Annotated in this window: 14 protein-coding genes, 1 tRNA gene and 2 pseudogenes; 2 read left to right on the plus strand and 15 right to left on the minus strand. The window is 41.1% G+C overall.

Going from position 1 to position 16,757, the window contains the following annotated elements; all coding sequences use genetic code 11:
- Positions 1 to 23: 23 nt before the first annotated feature.
- On the plus strand, positions 24 to 992 hold the full coding sequence (locus C1721_RS04210) for a permease (protein WP_102407290.1): 969 nt from the start codon (positions 24 to 26) through the stop codon (positions 990 to 992).
- A gap of 297 nt (positions 993 to 1,289) precedes the next feature.
- Here the strand turns inward: C1721_RS04210 and C1721_RS04215 are convergent.
- From C1721_RS04215 to C1721_RS04230, 4 genes and pseudogenes are all read right to left on the minus strand, one after another.
- Positions 1,290 to 1,484, minus strand: a pseudogene (locus tag C1721_RS04215) (tyrosine-type recombinase/integrase); the annotation flags it as partial.
- A pseudogene (locus C1721_RS04220) lies at positions 1,466 to 1,957 on the minus strand (site-specific integrase); the annotation flags it as partial. The pseudogenes C1721_RS04215 and C1721_RS04220, both read right to left, overlap by 19 nt.
- A gap of 240 nt (positions 1,958 to 2,197) precedes the next feature.
- Positions 2,198 to 2,270, minus strand: a tRNA-Lys gene (locus tag C1721_RS04225).
- A 76-nt stretch (positions 2,271 to 2,346) separates the two neighbouring features.
- A complete protein-coding gene (locus tag C1721_RS04230; RefSeq protein ID WP_102407292.1) occupies positions 2,347 to 3,492 on the minus strand; it encodes an AI-2E family transporter in 1,146 nt (381 codons plus the stop codon).
- Positions 3,493 to 3,544: 52 nt separating this feature from the next.
- Here C1721_RS04230 and dacB point away from each other — a divergent pair, with 52 nt between their 5' ends.
- Positions 3,545 to 5,041: a D-alanyl-D-alanine carboxypeptidase/D-alanyl-D-alanine endopeptidase gene (gene dacB, locus C1721_RS04235; RefSeq protein WP_102407293.1), complete on the plus strand. Its 1,497-nt coding sequence runs from the start codon at positions 3,545 to 3,547 to the stop codon at positions 5,039 to 5,041.
- On the opposite strand, the gene C1721_RS04240 is transcribed toward dacB, so the two are convergent.
- From C1721_RS04240 to C1721_RS04290, 11 genes are all read right to left on the minus strand, one after another.
- On the minus strand, positions 5,004 to 5,744 hold the full coding sequence (locus tag C1721_RS04240; protein ID WP_102407294.1) for a LytR/AlgR family response regulator transcription factor: 741 nt from the start codon (positions 5,742 to 5,744) through the stop codon (positions 5,004 to 5,006). The two genes, dacB and C1721_RS04240, sit on opposite strands and share 38 nt — an antisense overlap.
- A gap of 1 nt (position 5,745) precedes the next feature.
- Positions 5,746 to 6,813 (minus strand): sensor histidine kinase, encoded by a 1,068-nt coding sequence (locus C1721_RS04245; protein WP_102407295.1) that lies wholly within the window; start codon positions 6,811 to 6,813, stop codon positions 5,746 to 5,748.
- Positions 6,814 to 6,880: 67 nt separating this feature from the next.
- Positions 6,881 to 8,101, minus strand: a complete 1,221-nt coding sequence (locus C1721_RS04250) for an ABC transporter permease (protein ID WP_102407296.1) — start codon at positions 8,099 to 8,101, stop codon at positions 6,881 to 6,883.
- A gap of 102 nt (positions 8,102 to 8,203) precedes the next feature.
- Entirely contained in the window at positions 8,204 to 8,944 is a 741-nt protein-coding gene (locus C1721_RS04255; protein ID WP_102407297.1) for an ABC transporter ATP-binding protein, read from the minus strand.
- Positions 8,941 to 10,176 (minus strand): efflux RND transporter periplasmic adaptor subunit, encoded by a 1,236-nt coding sequence (locus C1721_RS04260; protein WP_102407298.1) that lies wholly within the window; start codon positions 10,174 to 10,176, stop codon positions 8,941 to 8,943. The genes C1721_RS04255 and C1721_RS04260 overlap by 4 nt, the downstream gene beginning before the upstream one ends.
- Before the next feature lie 118 nt (positions 10,177 to 10,294).
- Positions 10,295 to 11,611, minus strand: coding sequence for a TolC family protein (locus C1721_RS04265; RefSeq protein WP_102407299.1), 1,317 nt, complete (start codon positions 11,609 to 11,611; stop codon positions 10,295 to 10,297).
- 114 nt (positions 11,612 to 11,725) lie between these two features.
- Positions 11,726 to 12,277 (minus strand): chromate transporter, encoded by a 552-nt coding sequence (locus C1721_RS04270; RefSeq protein WP_102407300.1) that lies wholly within the window; start codon positions 12,275 to 12,277, stop codon positions 11,726 to 11,728.
- Position 12,278: 1 nt separating this feature from the next.
- Positions 12,279 to 12,809, minus strand: coding sequence for a chromate transporter (locus C1721_RS04275; protein WP_102407301.1), 531 nt, complete (start codon positions 12,807 to 12,809; stop codon positions 12,279 to 12,281).
- Positions 12,810 to 12,815: 6 nt separating this feature from the next.
- Positions 12,816 to 14,405 carry a S41 family peptidase gene (locus C1721_RS04280; RefSeq protein ID WP_102409232.1) on the minus strand — a complete coding sequence of 530 codons (1,590 nt, stop codon included), beginning with the start codon at positions 14,403 to 14,405 and terminating at the stop codon, positions 12,816 to 12,818.
- A gap of 23 nt (positions 14,406 to 14,428) precedes the next feature.
- The gene (coaD, locus tag C1721_RS04285; protein WP_102407302.1) at positions 14,429 to 14,902 is read right to left on the minus strand and encodes a pantetheine-phosphate adenylyltransferase; all 474 of its coding nucleotides are present in this window, start codon (positions 14,900 to 14,902) and stop codon (positions 14,429 to 14,431) included.
- Entirely contained in the window at positions 14,889 to 16,754 is a 1,866-nt protein-coding gene (locus C1721_RS04290; RefSeq protein WP_102407303.1) for a DNA topoisomerase IV subunit B, read from the minus strand. The genes coaD and C1721_RS04290 overlap by 14 nt, the downstream gene beginning before the upstream one ends.
- Positions 16,755 to 16,757: the final 3 nt, after the last annotated feature.

The raw sequence follows: 16,757 nt of genomic DNA on the forward strand, positions 1-16,757 counted from the left end.
TTATTACAAACAATAATAGGATTATGATACAAAGATTTGCAGATTGGCTGGTGTATGGCATCTTTGGCTTAGATGCTTCGACAGCTTTAGGAGAAGCTATTAACTTCTTTTTTTATGATACGATAAAGATTTTGATATTATTATTTTTTATCAGCGTGATAATGGGCATTATAAATGCCTATTTCCCGATAGAACGTTTGCGCAATTATTTGACCTCTCGTAAACTATATGGATTGCAATATTTCTTTGCTGCCTTATTTGGTGCTATTACCCCATTCTGTTCCTGTTCTTCCATACCGTTGTTTATCGGATTTGTGAAAGGGGGCATTCCTTTGGGGGTAACATTTGCCTATCTGATAACCTCGCCTTTGGTGAATGAGGTTGCTGTTGCCATGTTTATCGGTACTTTTGGGCTGCGCATTACTACTATCTATGTGATTAGCGGTATTCTGTTGGGTATGGTAGGCGGATTTATTTTGGGCAAGATGAAATTGGAACCTTATTTGAGTGATTGGGTAAAACAAATTCAGCAAAATTCAACTTCCGACTCTGGAACATGGGAAAAAGAGCATACTCCGTTCTTTAGACGATTACCGATTATCATGCAAGAAGCATGGGGCATTGTCAGAGGTGTACTTCTGTATATACTTATCGGTATCGGTATCGGTGCATTTATGCACGGCTATGTGCCGGAAGGATTTTTTGAGCAGTATATGTCTAAGGATAATTGGTTTGCAGTTCCTTTATCAGTAGTGTTTGCAGTTCCAATGTATGCCAATGCTGCCGGAATAGTACCGGTAATTGAAGTTTTTGTAGCTAAGGGTATCCCCATAGGAACTGCGCTTGCTTTTATGATGGCAGTTGTTGGGCTGTCATTGCCCGAAGCTACGCTGTTGAAAAAAGTAATGACTTGGCGGCTGATAGGGATATTCTTTGGATTGATAACCTTATTTATTATTGTATTAGGTTATCTTTATAACATTGTGTTATAGCGCAATATGTTGTGAGTATGGAGTATGCAGCAATTAAAAGCTACGTTAGTAAATTACTCTTTCAGATACAGACCGAAATAAATATTTCTAATTCTGACGAATGTATAGGGATTGACAGGGCATTACACATGATGCGAGTTTTATTTTCTTTCCGCAAGTAATTATGCGCTTATAATAAATAAACCATTCAGTATTTCAATCAATATTGAATGGCTTATTGTTTTCATTCAATCCTGCTATATTGAAATCTTACTTTCAATCAATCAAGCCTTGCTGTTATCTGACGATAACATGGTTTCAACGGCTGGCTGTCCAGTGTGGAGTGTCCAACTTTTGAGTCAACATTTCCATGTCGTTATTTACCTTTAAGTCAGTAATCCTCGCATAAGTTTGAGTGGTTCGGACATTGGTATGACCTAAAATCTTAGATACTGTTTCAATGGGTACACCATTGGCGAGCAGCACCAAAGTAGCGCACGAATGTCGTTTAAAGGAATATCTGATAATTGATATTCTTTCTTAATAAATTCTACTAAATATCGAATAGTGGTTTCATACCGTTGAACAGTTTTACTAACAAAGTCTTTGCCTATCAACTTGCGACTTTGTTCGTTATGCTCCCTGAATACCTGTAATAGTGTTTTGCTATCTTCGTCCACACCATAAAACAACTTTCTTACGAGATCGACAGTAATAACCTTGCCAGAAGTTTCCAGTTCTCTATAAATTTGGTGAATGCGTGAACGTGTGATTTCTAAATAGTGATTCAGTTCTACCGACATACGGTCTTTTCCTTTTGAATTTTCTTTTGCCTGATTCCACAGGTTTACAGGACCGCTTCTTTTGATAGAAACATCTACCATACAGCCGTTTACGGTGATTCTCACGCACACAGGTGTTTCTCCGTTCTTTAATAATTTGGCTTTCTTGATAAAGAACAAAACAGAAAATGATTTTCTAGCCATTTATACACCGTTTTTAGAGTTACAAAACTATGTATTTTCTTCCAAAGAATCACTATTCAAAGCACTATTAATCTGCGAGAAAGATACAAACTCATGGGACTTTTTCGAACTAAATTTAGTCCCACGATTTATCCACCGATAATATGCTTGAAACGGCTATTTTCTGCTACCTGCTAGAAAAAAGAAATCCCCGATAACGTTTTATTATCAGGGATTTGCTTGATTATTCTTTTTATTTAGTGATCCGCCTGGGGTTCGAACCCAGGACCCCATCCTTAAAAGGGATGTGCTCTACCAGCTGAGCTAGCGAATCAGCCTATGCGTTACTTTCGTAATGCGGGTGCAAAGGTAGGTGTTTTTTTTATATATGCAATATTTCATGCGTTTTTTTACGTATCATCTCTCTTGTTTTTTCCCAAGTCGGAGTGTTTTTCAGGTTTATCGTCTACAATTATATCATTTTCCATTAGAATAAAACGTTTATAATAAGAGAGAAAAAGCGTAGTAAGCGGTAAGGCAATAATCAAGCCTATAAATCCTAACAATGTTCCCCAAATAGATAAAGATAATAATATAATGGCCGGATTCAAACCCATCGCTTTCCCCATGATACGGGGAGTAAGGTATAAATCTTGTATACATTGAACGATTCCTAACACTAAAATACCCAATCCGAATATTACCCAGAAATTTTCTCCCGTCTCGGCTGCCTTAAGTAAACTTAGCAATATCATCGGAATAATACCGATAGTTTGCAGATAAGGTATAAGGTTCAATACTCCAATGAACAGCCCCAAGACAACTGCCAGCGGAAAACCGACAATCTTAAATCCGATAGCCAGCAAAACGCCTACACACAGTGCTATTAATGACTGCCCCCGAAAATAGCGGTTCATACTGTATTCTACATCATCCGCCAGGCCTTGTATAAAAGGACGATAGCGGGAAGGTATCAAATGTATCCAGCCATTGGCTATTCGTTCGTAGTCTAACAGGATAAAAATAAAATACAGGAATATAACAAAGACGATCGTTATACTAAACAGTACGGAGAATGTGTTGGTAAGCAGCAGCCACATCTTGGGTGCTATCTGTTTAACTGCATTCTCTATGTTCTCTTTGCTTAATAATTGTGCCAGTTGTTCAGGATCAATATTCTTTTCAATAAATTCAGTCCAAGCACGGGGAATCATTGGAATATGATCGTATGTGTTATGCTCTTGTATTAATTCCATCGTGCGGTTTATCTCTTGCGTGATGGAAGGAACGAGGATCACAAATAACAAAGTTGCAACCAAGAGCGTGGAAACCAACACGGCTATGATCGAAAGGATACGGCTTTTCAGCTTTATCTTATACTGGAAAAAACGGACAAACGGTTGCATCATATAGGCTAACAGCCATGCGATTAAAAAGGGCAACAGGGCATTGCGCAACAAAGCTATCAGGTAAATAATGCCGGCAATAATCAATATGCTGAATACTATGCGTACTACTCTGTCAAATGTAAATGGTTTATCAAACAAGGGATTCATATTTAATTTTTATCTTTGTTGGCAAAGATAAAATAAAGTAATCTAGATTGACATGATACACAATAAAATATTAACTCTTTGCTTATTAATTTGTTTCCAAATATTGGCAAAGGCTCAAGTTCCTTATCCCGTTAAGGAGCTTCTGAAAGCGCCATATATGCAAGGAGCTTCTTTCTCCCTTGTCATGAAAGAAGTACAAACCGGTAAAACAATCTATGCGTATAATGAAGACCTTCATATATCTCCAGCGTCTGTATTGAAAACGGTATCTACAGCTACCGCTCTTGAGGTTCTGGGTGAAGATTTCCGTTTTCCTACCACACTGGAATATGACGGTTTTATTGAAAACGGTGTACTAAAAGGCAATTTATATATAAAAGGAAGCGGCGATCCTTCTCTTGGCTCTTCACATTGTGGGCCGGAAGCTAATTCTTTCCTTTCTTCGTGGATAGATGCTATTCATAAAGCCGGAATCAAAAAAATAGAAGGAGCCGTTATTTCCAACGAAAGTATTTTCGATTCAGAAGGTTCTTCCATTAAATGGTTACGCGAAGATATGGGGAATTATTATGCGCCGGGAAGCTATGGCTTGTCGGTGTTTGATAATATGTACAAGCTATCGTTCAAGACCGGCAAGGCAGGAAGTCGCCCCGAAATAACAGGCAGCACACCCGACGTTTCTTTTATCCGTTTCCATAATTACCTAACAACCATGCCCATATCTTCCGATAGCGCCTATATAGTTGGAACTCCTCTTTCGCCGGAACGTTATTTATATGGCACGCTTCCTGCAAACCGGGAAAATTATTCATTAAAGGGCGATATTCCGGACCCAGCTTTATTCCTTGCTTCTTATCTGACCGACTCGCTTAACAGGGCGGGTATTCCGGTTTCCGGTTCACCATCCTGCTATCGCATAGAAAAAGAAGAAGGAAGATGGAATGACGATGCAAAAACAACAACAATCGTAACAACTTATTCGCCTACTTTAAAAGAAATAGCCGGCATAACAAACCACGTTAGCCATAACCTGTTTGCCGACGCTCTTATAAAAACAGTAGGATTACAATACGTACCCAAAAAGGATGAAGTGATTTCTTCTTTTGAACGGGGCATACGCGTTACAAAGGAATATTGGGAGAAAGCCGGATTAGACACTTTCCCGTTATGGATATACGACGGCAGCGGATTAGCTCCCGGCGATAAAGTATCTGCCCGTTTCATAGGGGATATGCTGGTTTATATGGCTACAAAATCAAAAGCACCGGAGGCTTTTATCGCATCTCTGCCTCAACCGGGATTGGAAGGTTCTGTCCGTAATTTCCTGAAGGGGACAAAGCTACAAGGGAATTGCCGCCTGAAAAGTGGCGGAATGACACGTGTAAGAAGCTTTGCCGGCTACATCTCGATGAATGGAAAGATGTATGCTGTTGCGGTCTTTTCCAACAACTATTCGTGCAGCATGGCCAAAATGACTAAAGGGCTGGAGAAGTTGTTTCTACAGTTAACAATTACGGCAACAACGACCTCTGCCCCAAAAACTCCATAAATTTCTGTTTATAATTATCGGAAATCGGAATATATTCTTTACCAAAAACAATGCGGTTTCGTTCTATCACCTTTATTTTCTCCGGCTGGACGATAAATGAGCGGTGTACCCGGATGAAATGATCGGCAGGCAACATCTCTTCCATTGATTTCATACTCATAAGCGAAAGAACAGGGCGCGGCTCATCTTCCACAAATATTTTAATATAATCCTTTAATCCTTCTATATAAAGAATTTTACAGAGTTCTATCTGTACCAGTTTATACTCTGTCTTGACAAAGATAGATTTAATGGAGGGCGGAACTGTTTGCGGAGCGTCTTTTCCGGCTTCATTACTATTTAAAAGTTCATACCATTGCAAAGCTTTGTTTGCTGATTTCAGGAAATCCGGATAACTGATAGGTTTCAACAGGTAGTCGAGTGCATTTACCTTATAGCTGTCTAAGGCATATTGCTCAAAAGCCGTTGTAAAGATGACCCGTGTATTTCCTTCCAGCATTCGTGAAAACTCCATGCCGCTCAGTTCCGGCATCTGAATATCCAGAAACAGCAAATCGACCGGTTGTTTATTCAGCTCCGGCAATGCGTTAACCGCACTATTATATTTACCGGCCAGCTCCAGAAACGGAGTCTTGTTGACATAACTTTCAAGTAAACTAATTGCCAACGGTTCATCATCTATAATTGCACAGGTCAGTTTCATATCATAATTGCAATTCTAAGGTACAACAATATATCTCTCCTTCTTGCCCATACGTAAATACATGACGGGCAGGATAAAGCAAATCCAGACGACGCCGGAGATTCTGCAAACCGATACCCGAGCCGCTTTTATCCTTCGTTGAGTCTTTCGGGAAGTAACTATTACAGATAATTCCTACAATACGTCCTTCTTTCGGATGTATATCTATATGGATAAAAGAGGGCTTACTGTTGCTAACACCGTGTTTAAAAGCATTCTCTATCAAAGAAATAAACAGCAAGGGGGCAACAAGTGTATCCGTCGTTCCTTCCCGGATATCTGTTTTCAGCTCCACATGTTCCGGCAAGCGTATACGCATCAGTTCCACATAATTACGGACGAAATCCAAATCTTTCTCCAAGGGGACTAACGGCTGACTGCTCTCATAAAGCACATAGCGAAGCAAACGGCTCAGATCGTGGACTGCTCCTTGTGCCCGTTCCGGGCTGAAAGCGATCAGGCTGTAAATATTATTCAGCGTATTAAACAGGAAATGCGGGTTCAACTGGCTTTTCAGATTTTGCAATTCGGCCTCAGCACGGCTCTTTTCCAACTCTTGCCGCATAGATTCTATTTCATACCATCCTCCGGTCATCTTTATGGCAACACTCAATCCGGCTACCAGCATATAGAATATGGCATTGATAAAGAAGAAGCCTACCATTTCTTGCAAAGCGCGTTCTCTGGGAGGATGAGACATTAGCGGAGGTGGAAGCAGATGCATTAATATATGTACGGCTATCATCACGGCAGCTATAAGCAATACGTTACTTATAAAAAATTTCCACATCTGCCGGGTAAACAGAAAGCGTTTCACCAACAAAAAGTAATTTACATAGAAAACAACCATAAATGACAAAGGAGGAATTATGGAGCGAATGTAATTCACGACAGTAAGTTCCTGTTGCTCTTTACCCGTAAAAAAGAAAGGCAGGCCAAAAAGTATCGCCCATGCAACCACATGGATAATTAACCCTACGCGTTTAAAAGGCGGGCGTGACGGAATTGATATGTTGTCTATTGTATTCATACGAACAAAGATAATTAAATACCTTTTAGATATGACCGGGAACTAAATAAAATGCTGTATATTCCCTTTATTCATAGCGTATTGCTTCTATAGGATCAAGTTGTGCCGCTTTCTTTGCCGGATACCAGCCAAAGAATACTCCGGTAACCGTACACACGGCAAATGAAAGTATAACGCTCCATGGCTGAATATAGATGGAGAAATGGGCAACCCCGTTCACAACCAGGGCTGCCCCAACGCCCAAGACTACACCTATTAATCCTCCTGTTACACTTATCAGGATTGACTCTATAAGAAATTGCGCAAGGATGTCAATGCCTTTGGCTCCGATACTCATGCGAAGACCTATTTCACGGGTACGCTCCGTTACACTGACATACATTATATTCATAATTCCAATTCCACCTACAAGTAATGAAATACCCGCCACAGCCGCCAACAACACGGTCATCATATCCGTAGTGCTTGTCAACATCGTACTCAACTCCTGCTGGCTACGGATGGTAAAGTCATCTTCATCGCTATCCTTCAACTTATGGTTGCGACGGAGTATTTCAGTAATCTCGTCAATTGCCTGATCGGTGTAATCTTCCTTAAGGGCCGAACAGGTTATGCCTTGCAAATGGGTAATGGCCAGGATCTTTTTTTGAATAGTTGTGTATGGAGCTAATATTAAATCGTCCTGGTCCATTCCCATGCTATTATATCCTTTGCTTTCCAGTACACCAACAATACGGAAAGGAAGTTTTTGAAATCGTATCACCTTGCCCACCGGATTCTCTCCGTTGGTAAAAAGGTTATCTATAACAGTTTTTCCCACCACACACACTTTGGCGGCTGTTTGTATATCTTGTTCGGTAAACATATCGCCATCTTGTATTTTATAGCGGCGTATATCCAGATAATCCGGACTAACGCCATATACCGTAGTAGGTGTGTTATTAGCGCCATAAATAGCCTGCCCGCTACTGTTTACCGATGGAGAAGTATAAGAAATGAAACGGGTTTCATCTACAATATCTTCATAATCTTTAAGTTTCAAGGTTTCCATGGCAGAGGCGTCCTGACGAACACCGCCACGCATATCGGCTCCGGGTTGAATCATAATCATATTGGAACCCATCTCACTGATTTGTGCCTGTATGCTGCGTTTTGAACCTTGTCCGATAGCAAGCATTGTAATAACGGAGGCAACACCAATGATGATCCCGAGCATAGTCAGGAAACCACGCAATTTATTGTTGGCTAATGCCCTGAGTGCTATCTTTATCAAATTCGTTCCGTTCATTATAAAAATATGCTAATATGTTAATATGCCAATGCGCCAATTTAATATGTTACTGCCGTACAGCCTCATTTCTTATTGGCCTATTTGCACATTGAATAATTATTAATCATCGTTCTTCGGCAACCGGGCCAAAGCTTCCGCTGCACTTAATATATTGTTATTTTCCACATCGGAAGTGACATGCCCGTCACGCAAGGTTATATTACGACTGCTGTACTGAGCAATTTCCGGGTTGTGTGTCACAAAAATGATAGTGCGTCCTTCGGCATGCAATCTCTGAAAAAGTACCAATATCTCGTAACTTGTACGGGTATCCAGATTTCCGGTAGCTTCGTCGGCAAGAATCACGGCGGGATCGTTCACCAAAGCACGGGCGATAGCTACACGCTGCATTTGCCCTCCGGACATCTGGTTGCTTTTATGTTCCAGGCGGTCGCCCAATCCAACGGCTATCAAGGCATTTATCGCCTTCTCTCTCCGGGCTGTAGCATTGTAGGACGGATTATACATTAATGGAAGTTCTACATTCTCCACAGCTGTGGTTTTGGGCAACAGATTATAGTTCTGGAATACAAAACCTATCTTCCGGTTACGCAACGTAGCACGGGCATTTTTTCCCATCGTACGAACTGATACGCCATCCAGATAATACTCGCCTTTCGTGGGAGTATCAAGGCAGCCCAACGTATTAAGCAAAGTACTTTTACCAGAGCCGGATGTTCCCATGATAGTAACGAACTCTCCTTCACAGATAGTAAAGGAAACGCCACGCAGAGCATGCACAGTTTCATCGCCGACCTGAAAGTCCCGCTTTATATTATCCAGTTTTATAATTTCTTTCATTTCGCTTTATTATTCTTCTTGTTGCTTCCCGGAGGGCCTGGCATAAACGGGCTCTTTTCTGTAGTTTCGGCAACCACAGGAACATTTGCTACAGAAGCGAAGTCTACAACTACATCTTCCCCTTCTTGTACGCCGTCCGTTATTTCCGTATTATTACCGCTGGCCGAACCAATTGTAACAGCGCGAGGTTCCAGGTTTTGTCCATTCTTCACCCACACCAGACGTTTACCCGCCGAAGCTTCCATATTCGCATTCGTTACTGTAATGTCCATCGGTGTTAACAGGCTCTCGTCGGGAATAAAACGGAGTGATTTTGTCGGAACGGTCAACACATTCTCCCGTTCCATCGTATAAATAGTGATATTAGCCGTAAGACGGGGTTTTAACTTCAAATCCGGATTATCGGCAGTGATAACCACTTCGTAAGTTACAACCGTGGATGTAGACGAAGTTGTACTGCTTCCGCTACTGCTGCTACTGTCTCCCAAACGAACCTGTTTTACATTGCCTTCAAATACATCATTCGGGTAAGCATCCACCGTGAAGCTTACACGTTGTCCGTCTTCAACCATACCTATATCGGCTTCATCAACATCGGCAATAACCTGCATTTTAGTCAGGTCTGCCGCGATAGTAAACAATGTCGGCGTTTCAAATCCTGCGGCAACAGTTTGCCCCTCTTCAACGGCTCGATTGATAACAACGCCATCTATCGGACTGGTAATAGTTGCATATTCCAGATTACGGTTTACTTTTACCATAGAAGCCTGGCTCTGCTCATAAGCAGCTTTTGCCTTTTCGTAATTGTAAGTTGCCGTTTCATAGTCGGAATCACTTATAAGTTGTTTCTCATAAAGGACTTTACTACGCGAATAATTCTTTTGCTGATATTCAAATTCGCTTTTGCTACTGGCAAGTTGAGCCTGTGCAGAGGCTAGTTCCGCTTTCAGGTTCACTTTATCCATTTCAGCAATTAATTGCCCGGCTTTTACAACATCGTTGTAGTCTGCATACAGCTTGTCGATAATACCGGACACCTGTGTACCGACTTCAACTTCGGTAACCGGCTCTACAGTGCCTGTTGCTGTCACTGTATTCGTGATAGAGCCACGGCTCACTTTAGCCGTTTCCAGCTTGATACCACCTTTCGACGACTTGCCTGTAAAGAAATAAACGCCTCCTGCTACAAGCAATATAACGGCAATACAGATAATCAGTTTCTTCTTATTCATATATAATTCGTTTTATTTCCATTTAATAATGACCGCTTCTTTAAAAAGGCCCCTGCAGCCTGAACTGCAGGGAATCCTTAAAACAAAGAGAGTGGAGTGTATATGATAATAAGTGGTTTTAATAACTATCATCAACAGGCTTCTTTTGATAAATATTCAACAGCTGAATACTCATCACTGCCATATATTTTGATTGCAGCACTTCTTGTTGAGCCGTTAGATAGTTGTTCTTCTCCGTCAACAATTCTACTGTATTTTTCATCCCCAAAAAGAATTGTTCTTCTGTTAGCTTATAGCTTTCAGACACATATCTAAGGCGTTCCGAAGCAGAAGTATATTGATTCTGCGCCGATGTAGCATCCAGATAAATGCCTTCAACGGTCTTCAACAGTTCTTTTTGCGTATTAAGCAATTCCAATTGACTGCTGGTAATGGCAAGCTTTGCTTTATTATACGCTGTTTTATTCTCACGGTTGCTGAAAATAGGAATGCTTAAGGTCAGTCCTACACTTTCATTGAATTTATTCCAGATTTGACTGCCGAAAGCATAATCTGTTCCGGATAAGTGCCCGGTTCCAATGCCGGCATTCATCGAAAGAGAAGGAAGATAACCGGCACGGGCTTTCTTCTTTTCCAGCTCGGCTATATCAATGGCGAACTGACTGCTCTTTATTTCCGGCATTACTGCCAAAGAGGTGTTATATATGGTTTGCTTCTCCGGTAATGGAAACATGACCTCTTTGTCCGTTATTTCGGGAGCAGCCAACTCAATATCTGCATTAATATCTAATTCCAGTAATTGTTTCAATTGCAACTTATAATTATCCAGATTGGTCTGCGCTACTACCAATTGGTACTTATCCGTACTATATTGGCTCTCCAACTGGGCAAAGTCCACACGTGATATAGAGCCGGCTTTCAATAACTCTTCCGCACGGTCACGTTGGGCTTTGGAAACTTCCACCGTGTTCTCGTTGATGCGTATAGCCTCCATTGCATAAAGCACTTGCATATAAGTTTGCACAAGCGAGATTTGAATGTCGTCTTCACTCTGTTCAATAGTAAGTTCATCTACTTCATTCTGTATCTTCTGTTGCTTAACCGCATTCGTGCGGCGTCCACCGTCAAACAATGTCCAGTTTGCATTAACACTATAGTTTCCGGTATAACTATTATTGCTTACAGCATCCGACGAAGGGTAATTAACGTATCCTTGAGTAACAGAAGCAGAGAGAGAAGGAAACATTTGCGCTTTCGCCTGTTTTGTGTCTTCTATTCCGGAAAGATGGGATACTTTACTCTTTTTCACCTGAATATTATGTTCAAGGGCGTAATTCAGGCAATCGCGGAGTGTCCATTTTCCGGATAAGTCTTGCGCATTCATTCCGGCAGAAAGAAGCAACAGAGACATGAATATGATTGTGAATGATTTCATACGCTTCGTTTTGCAATTTTGTACACTGCAAAACTACATTCACCTATTTTCTCTTGAAAATGGAATAGAAGAAAGGGTAACTTTCACCGATTAAGAGGCGCTTTCTGTCGATATCTACCAATAAAGCACAATTCCGGCAACACCGGCAAGCAGAATCATAAGGATCGGATTTACTTTAAATTTCCAGGTAAGCAGAAAAGCTGCGCCAAAAATAAGGAAGCTCTTATAATCAATGAAGTTTTCATGGTTCATTAACAATAAGGCGGCAGCGGCAATCAAGCCGACAGTAGCCGGACGCAATCCCAGAAAGGCGGCAGATACATATTTATTGTTTCTGAACTTGGCGAAAAAGTAAGATATTATTAATACCAGAATAAATGACGGCAAACAGACGGCGAATGTCGTCAGACAAGATCCCAATATACTCATGGCCGGCGAATATCCTGCATTATGAATAGCCGTATATCCGATATATGTAGCGCTGTTAATGCCGATAGGGCCGGGAGTCATCTGTGAAATGGCAACAATGTCAGTAAATTCCTGGGATGAAATCCAGCCATATCTGTCTACTACATCCGACTGGATCAGCGAAAGCATTGCATATCCTCCACCAAAACCGAATATACCGATTTTCAAGTACACATAGAATAACTGTAGCCAAATCATATCAACCCTTTTTAATCTTTAATCCGTAATACAGACCACCGATAATAGCAGCCAGAATAATCCATACAGGTGAAACGCCTGCAAGCCAAATCAGTAAAGCTGCTCCAATAGGAATAATAAGCTGCACATAGCTCAGTTTTATGGAACGGGCTGTTGTAAGACAAGGAACAGCGATTAAAGCTACTACTGCCGGACGCAACCCCTTAAAAGCCTTCTCTACCCAGATATTGTCTTTCACTCCCGTAAAAAACAAAGCAATAAGCAACATAATAAAAAAAGAAGGAAGAATGGACCCTAAAGCACAGACAATGCTGCCTCCGGTTTTCTTAAGTTTATATCCGACAAAGATGGAAATATTTACGGCAAATATGCCGGGAAGAGATTGAGCCACAGAAAAAATATCTATAAAATCTTCTTTTGACAGCCAACCTTTGTCCACAACCTCACGCTGGATCAGCGGCAGCATGGCATAACCACCGCCTATCGTGAATGATCCGATCTTTACGAATGTAATAAAAAGAGTCCAATACATTGTTGCCTATTTAGTCAGTGTTTTATTATACACATCCGGATCATTAATGATACGAAGCGCCTCCTGATAACTGTTATTATCATCATTTATAATCTGGAAATATTGTGACATATCATATAAGTCTCTTGCGATAAGCGCTTTTATCTGGAGCATAATCAAGGGCTTTGAGCGATTATACTGTTCCTCATTAAACTCTATATTCTCTTCTTTCGCCATATTTAAAAGCTCTTGCATGATTTCTTCCGTAATATCAAAATCTTGTTTGTACTGTTGGAACTTATGATAGCGTTTATTTAACTCCGACCTGTTCTGATCCAGATAATTCATAGCAACACGATTCACCAGGCCGGAAGCAACAAGTTTCCGATGGTAATCGGTGTAGCGTGTCGTATCCACCGGAATAAACAAATCCGGCATGATGCCTCCACCTCCATATACAATTCGCTTATTAAGCAAAGTATTATATTTCATTGAATCCGGGAAATGAATACTGTCCGCGCTCATCAATTCCCCACGGTTATAACGATCTATCAGATCATGGTGATATTGTTCCAGTTTTCCGTTCTCGTATGGCTTCTGGATACAACGTCCTGTCGGTGTATAATAGCGGGCAACGGTTAAACGAATCATAGAGCCATCAGGTAGCGGAATAGGTTTTTGCACCAGACCTTTGCCAAAGGTACGGCGTCCAACGATAACACCTCTGTCCCAATCCTGAATAGCACCGGATACAATTTCACTGGCAGAAGCAGAAGCCTCATCTACCAGCACAACCAGACGTCCTTCTTCAAAGCCGCCACGAGCAGAGGCTTTCGCTTCTTCACGAGCCTGTTTGTTTCCTTCGGTATAAACAATCAGCTTGTTATTGCCAAGGAACTCATCAGCCAATTCAATTGCGATATTCAGATATCCTCCGCCATTACCTTGCAAGTCCAATATAAGATTCTTCATACCTTGTTTCTTGAGCTTAGCCAGAGCATCGCGAAACTCATCTGCCGATGAAGCGGCGAAACGGTTCAATTTTATATAACCGGTATTCTTATCTGCCATGTATGCAGCATCCAGACTATATACGGGGATTTTTCCACGTGTAATTTTAAACTCAATCAATTCCGGATTTTTATCACGAAGAACCTTCACCCGCACGTCAGTACCTTTCGGTCCGCGAAGACGCTTCATAATATCAGTCGTCTTCATCTTTACCCCTGCAATCAAGGTATCATCCACCATAATAATACGGTCGCCCGCCATCAATCCAACTTTCTCAGAAGGGCCGCCGGGAATTACCTGAATGACATACAATGTATCTGTCAGCATATTAAACTGGATGCCTACACCATCGAAATTGCCTTGTAACGGTTCATTCATCTCTTTGGTTTCTTCGGGATCCATATAGTTGGAATGAGGGTCAAGCTTATTCAACATGCCTACAATAGCATCTTCCACCAATTTACTATCATTTACCGGATCTACATACAAATTAGAGATAGCGTATAATGCAATTGATAATTTCCGGGCCTCCTGATTTGCATTTTGAGCTCCGGCAGAAGTAAAAACAACAGCTGCTATGAGCAGAGAGAATATAAATTGCTTCATTTGTTTAATAATTTCCTGATTCATTAATATAATTCTGTTTCTTTAGGGACAAATTGAGAGATATCTTTGCCATATCGCAATAGTTCACGTACAATACTAGAACTAATATGCGTATGTTCCGGTTCTGTAAAAAGAATAAAAGTTTCAATGCCTGTAAGTTTACGATTCACATCGGCAATTGTCTTTTCATATTCAAAATCGTTCACCGTACGGATACCACGTAATATGAATTGCGCACCTACTTCGCTAGCAAAGTCCACTGTCAACGAATTATATGACATTACAGTTACCCGGGATTCATTCTTATATAAATTACGAATCGCTTCCAACCTTTTCTCAAGAGAAAAATAGGTCAACTTCTTATCATTTATGCCAACAGATATGATTATTTCATCTACCAACGATAATCCCCGTGCCACTAAAGACTGATGTCCTATGGTGAAAGGATCAAATGTTCCGGGGAATAGCGCAATGCGCTTATTTTCAGCTGATGACATCTTCTTCTACAACTAGATTATCTATAATGAAATTCTGCCGTTCCATTGTATTCTTTCCCATATAGAACTCAAGCATTTCTTTTACCGCATCTTCCTTCTTCATGGTAACCGGGTCTAAACGTATGTCTTTCCCGATAAAATGCCTGAACTCATCAGGAGATATCTCTCCCAGACCTTTGAATCGGGTAATTTCGGGATTTTTGCCTGCATTTCTAATTGCAGCCAAACGTTCTTCTTCCGTATAGCAATACCAAGTCTTCTGCTTATTCCGCACACGGAAAAGCGGAGTCTGCAAAATATACACATGATTCCGCTTTATCAGGTCAGGGAAGAATTGCAAAAAGAATGTAATTAAAAGCAGGCGGATGTGCATGCCGTCCACATCAGCATCGGTAGCAATAATCACTTTATTATAGCGCAAACCTTCCAAGCCGTCTTCTATATTTAAAGCGGCCTGTAACAGATTGAACTCTTCGTTTTCATAAACAATCTTTTTGGTAAGCCCGTAACTATTCAAAGGTTTTCCACGAAGGCTGAACACCGCCTGGAAATTCGGGTCACGGCTTTTGGTAATAGAACCGCTTGCCGAATCGCCCTCCGTAATGAAAATACAGCTATCCTCCGTGCGGTCGCCTTTAGGGTCATTAAGATGAATACGGCAATCCCGGAGTTTCCTATTATGCAAATTCGCCTTCTTAGCACGTTCACGAGCCAATTTGGTGACACCGGCAATCGCTTTGCGCTCTTTCTCCGCTTCTAGAATCTTATGCAACAAAGCATCCGAAGTTTCGGCATTCTTATGCAGATAATTATCCAGCTCTTTCTTTATAAAATCTCCAATAAACTTAGCAACAGTAGGGCCTTCCGGTCCCATATCCTTAGAGCCTAATTTGGTCTTTGTCTGACTTTCAAACACAGGCTCTTCCACTTTGATACTGATAGCGGCAACGATGCCCGCACGAATATCGGAGTATTCAAAATTCTTATTATAATATTCTTTAATAACGCGTCCTACAGCTTCGCGGAACGCGGAAAGATGTGTACCTCCCTGTGTTGTGTGCTGCCCGTTCACAAAAGAATAATATTCTTCACCGTACTGGTTACTATGGGTAATAACCAATTCTATATCCTCACCGGTCAAATGGATAATAGGATACAAAGGCTCGGTTGTCATATTTTCGTTCAGCAAATCAACTAAACCGTTACGGGAATAAAATTTCTTACCATTATAAATAATAGTAAGGCCTGAGTTCAGGAAGACATAATTCTTAATCAGGCTTTCTATGAACTCATCTTTATACTGATAGTCCGTAAAAATCTTCCTGTCCGGAATAAAATAGACAGACGTGCCGTTCGGTTCATCGGTAGGTTGTATTCCTGATTCTTCGGTAATGATCGCCTTGCTATATTCCACGCGCTTGCATTCACCGTCACGATAGCTTGTAATTAAAAAATAACTGCTTAAAGCATTCACCGCTTTTATGCCGACCCCGTTTAATCCTACAGACTTTTTAAATGCCTTGCTGTCATATTTAGCTCCTGTATTCATTTTGCTGGATACATCAACCACCTTTCCTAGAGGAACTCCGCGTCCATAATCACGAACAGCCACAGAGCCTTCTTCTACAGTAACCTCTATCGTTTTACCATATCCCATCATATATTCATCGATAGAGTTATCCAGCACCTCCTTCAACAACACATAAATACCATCATCCGCATAACTTCCGTCTCCCAGTTTTCCGATATACATACCCGGGCGACGACGGATATGCTCCATCCAATCCAGGGTTTTAATATCGTCATCGTTATACTCCGTAGGTTGTTGTATTGTCGAATTCAGCTCATTCATAAT

The organism is Parabacteroides bouchesdurhonensis, from assembly GCF_900186615.1.
In the GTDB taxonomy this organism is placed as follows: domain Bacteria; phylum Bacteroidota; class Bacteroidia; order Bacteroidales; family Tannerellaceae; genus Parabacteroides; species Parabacteroides bouchesdurhonensis.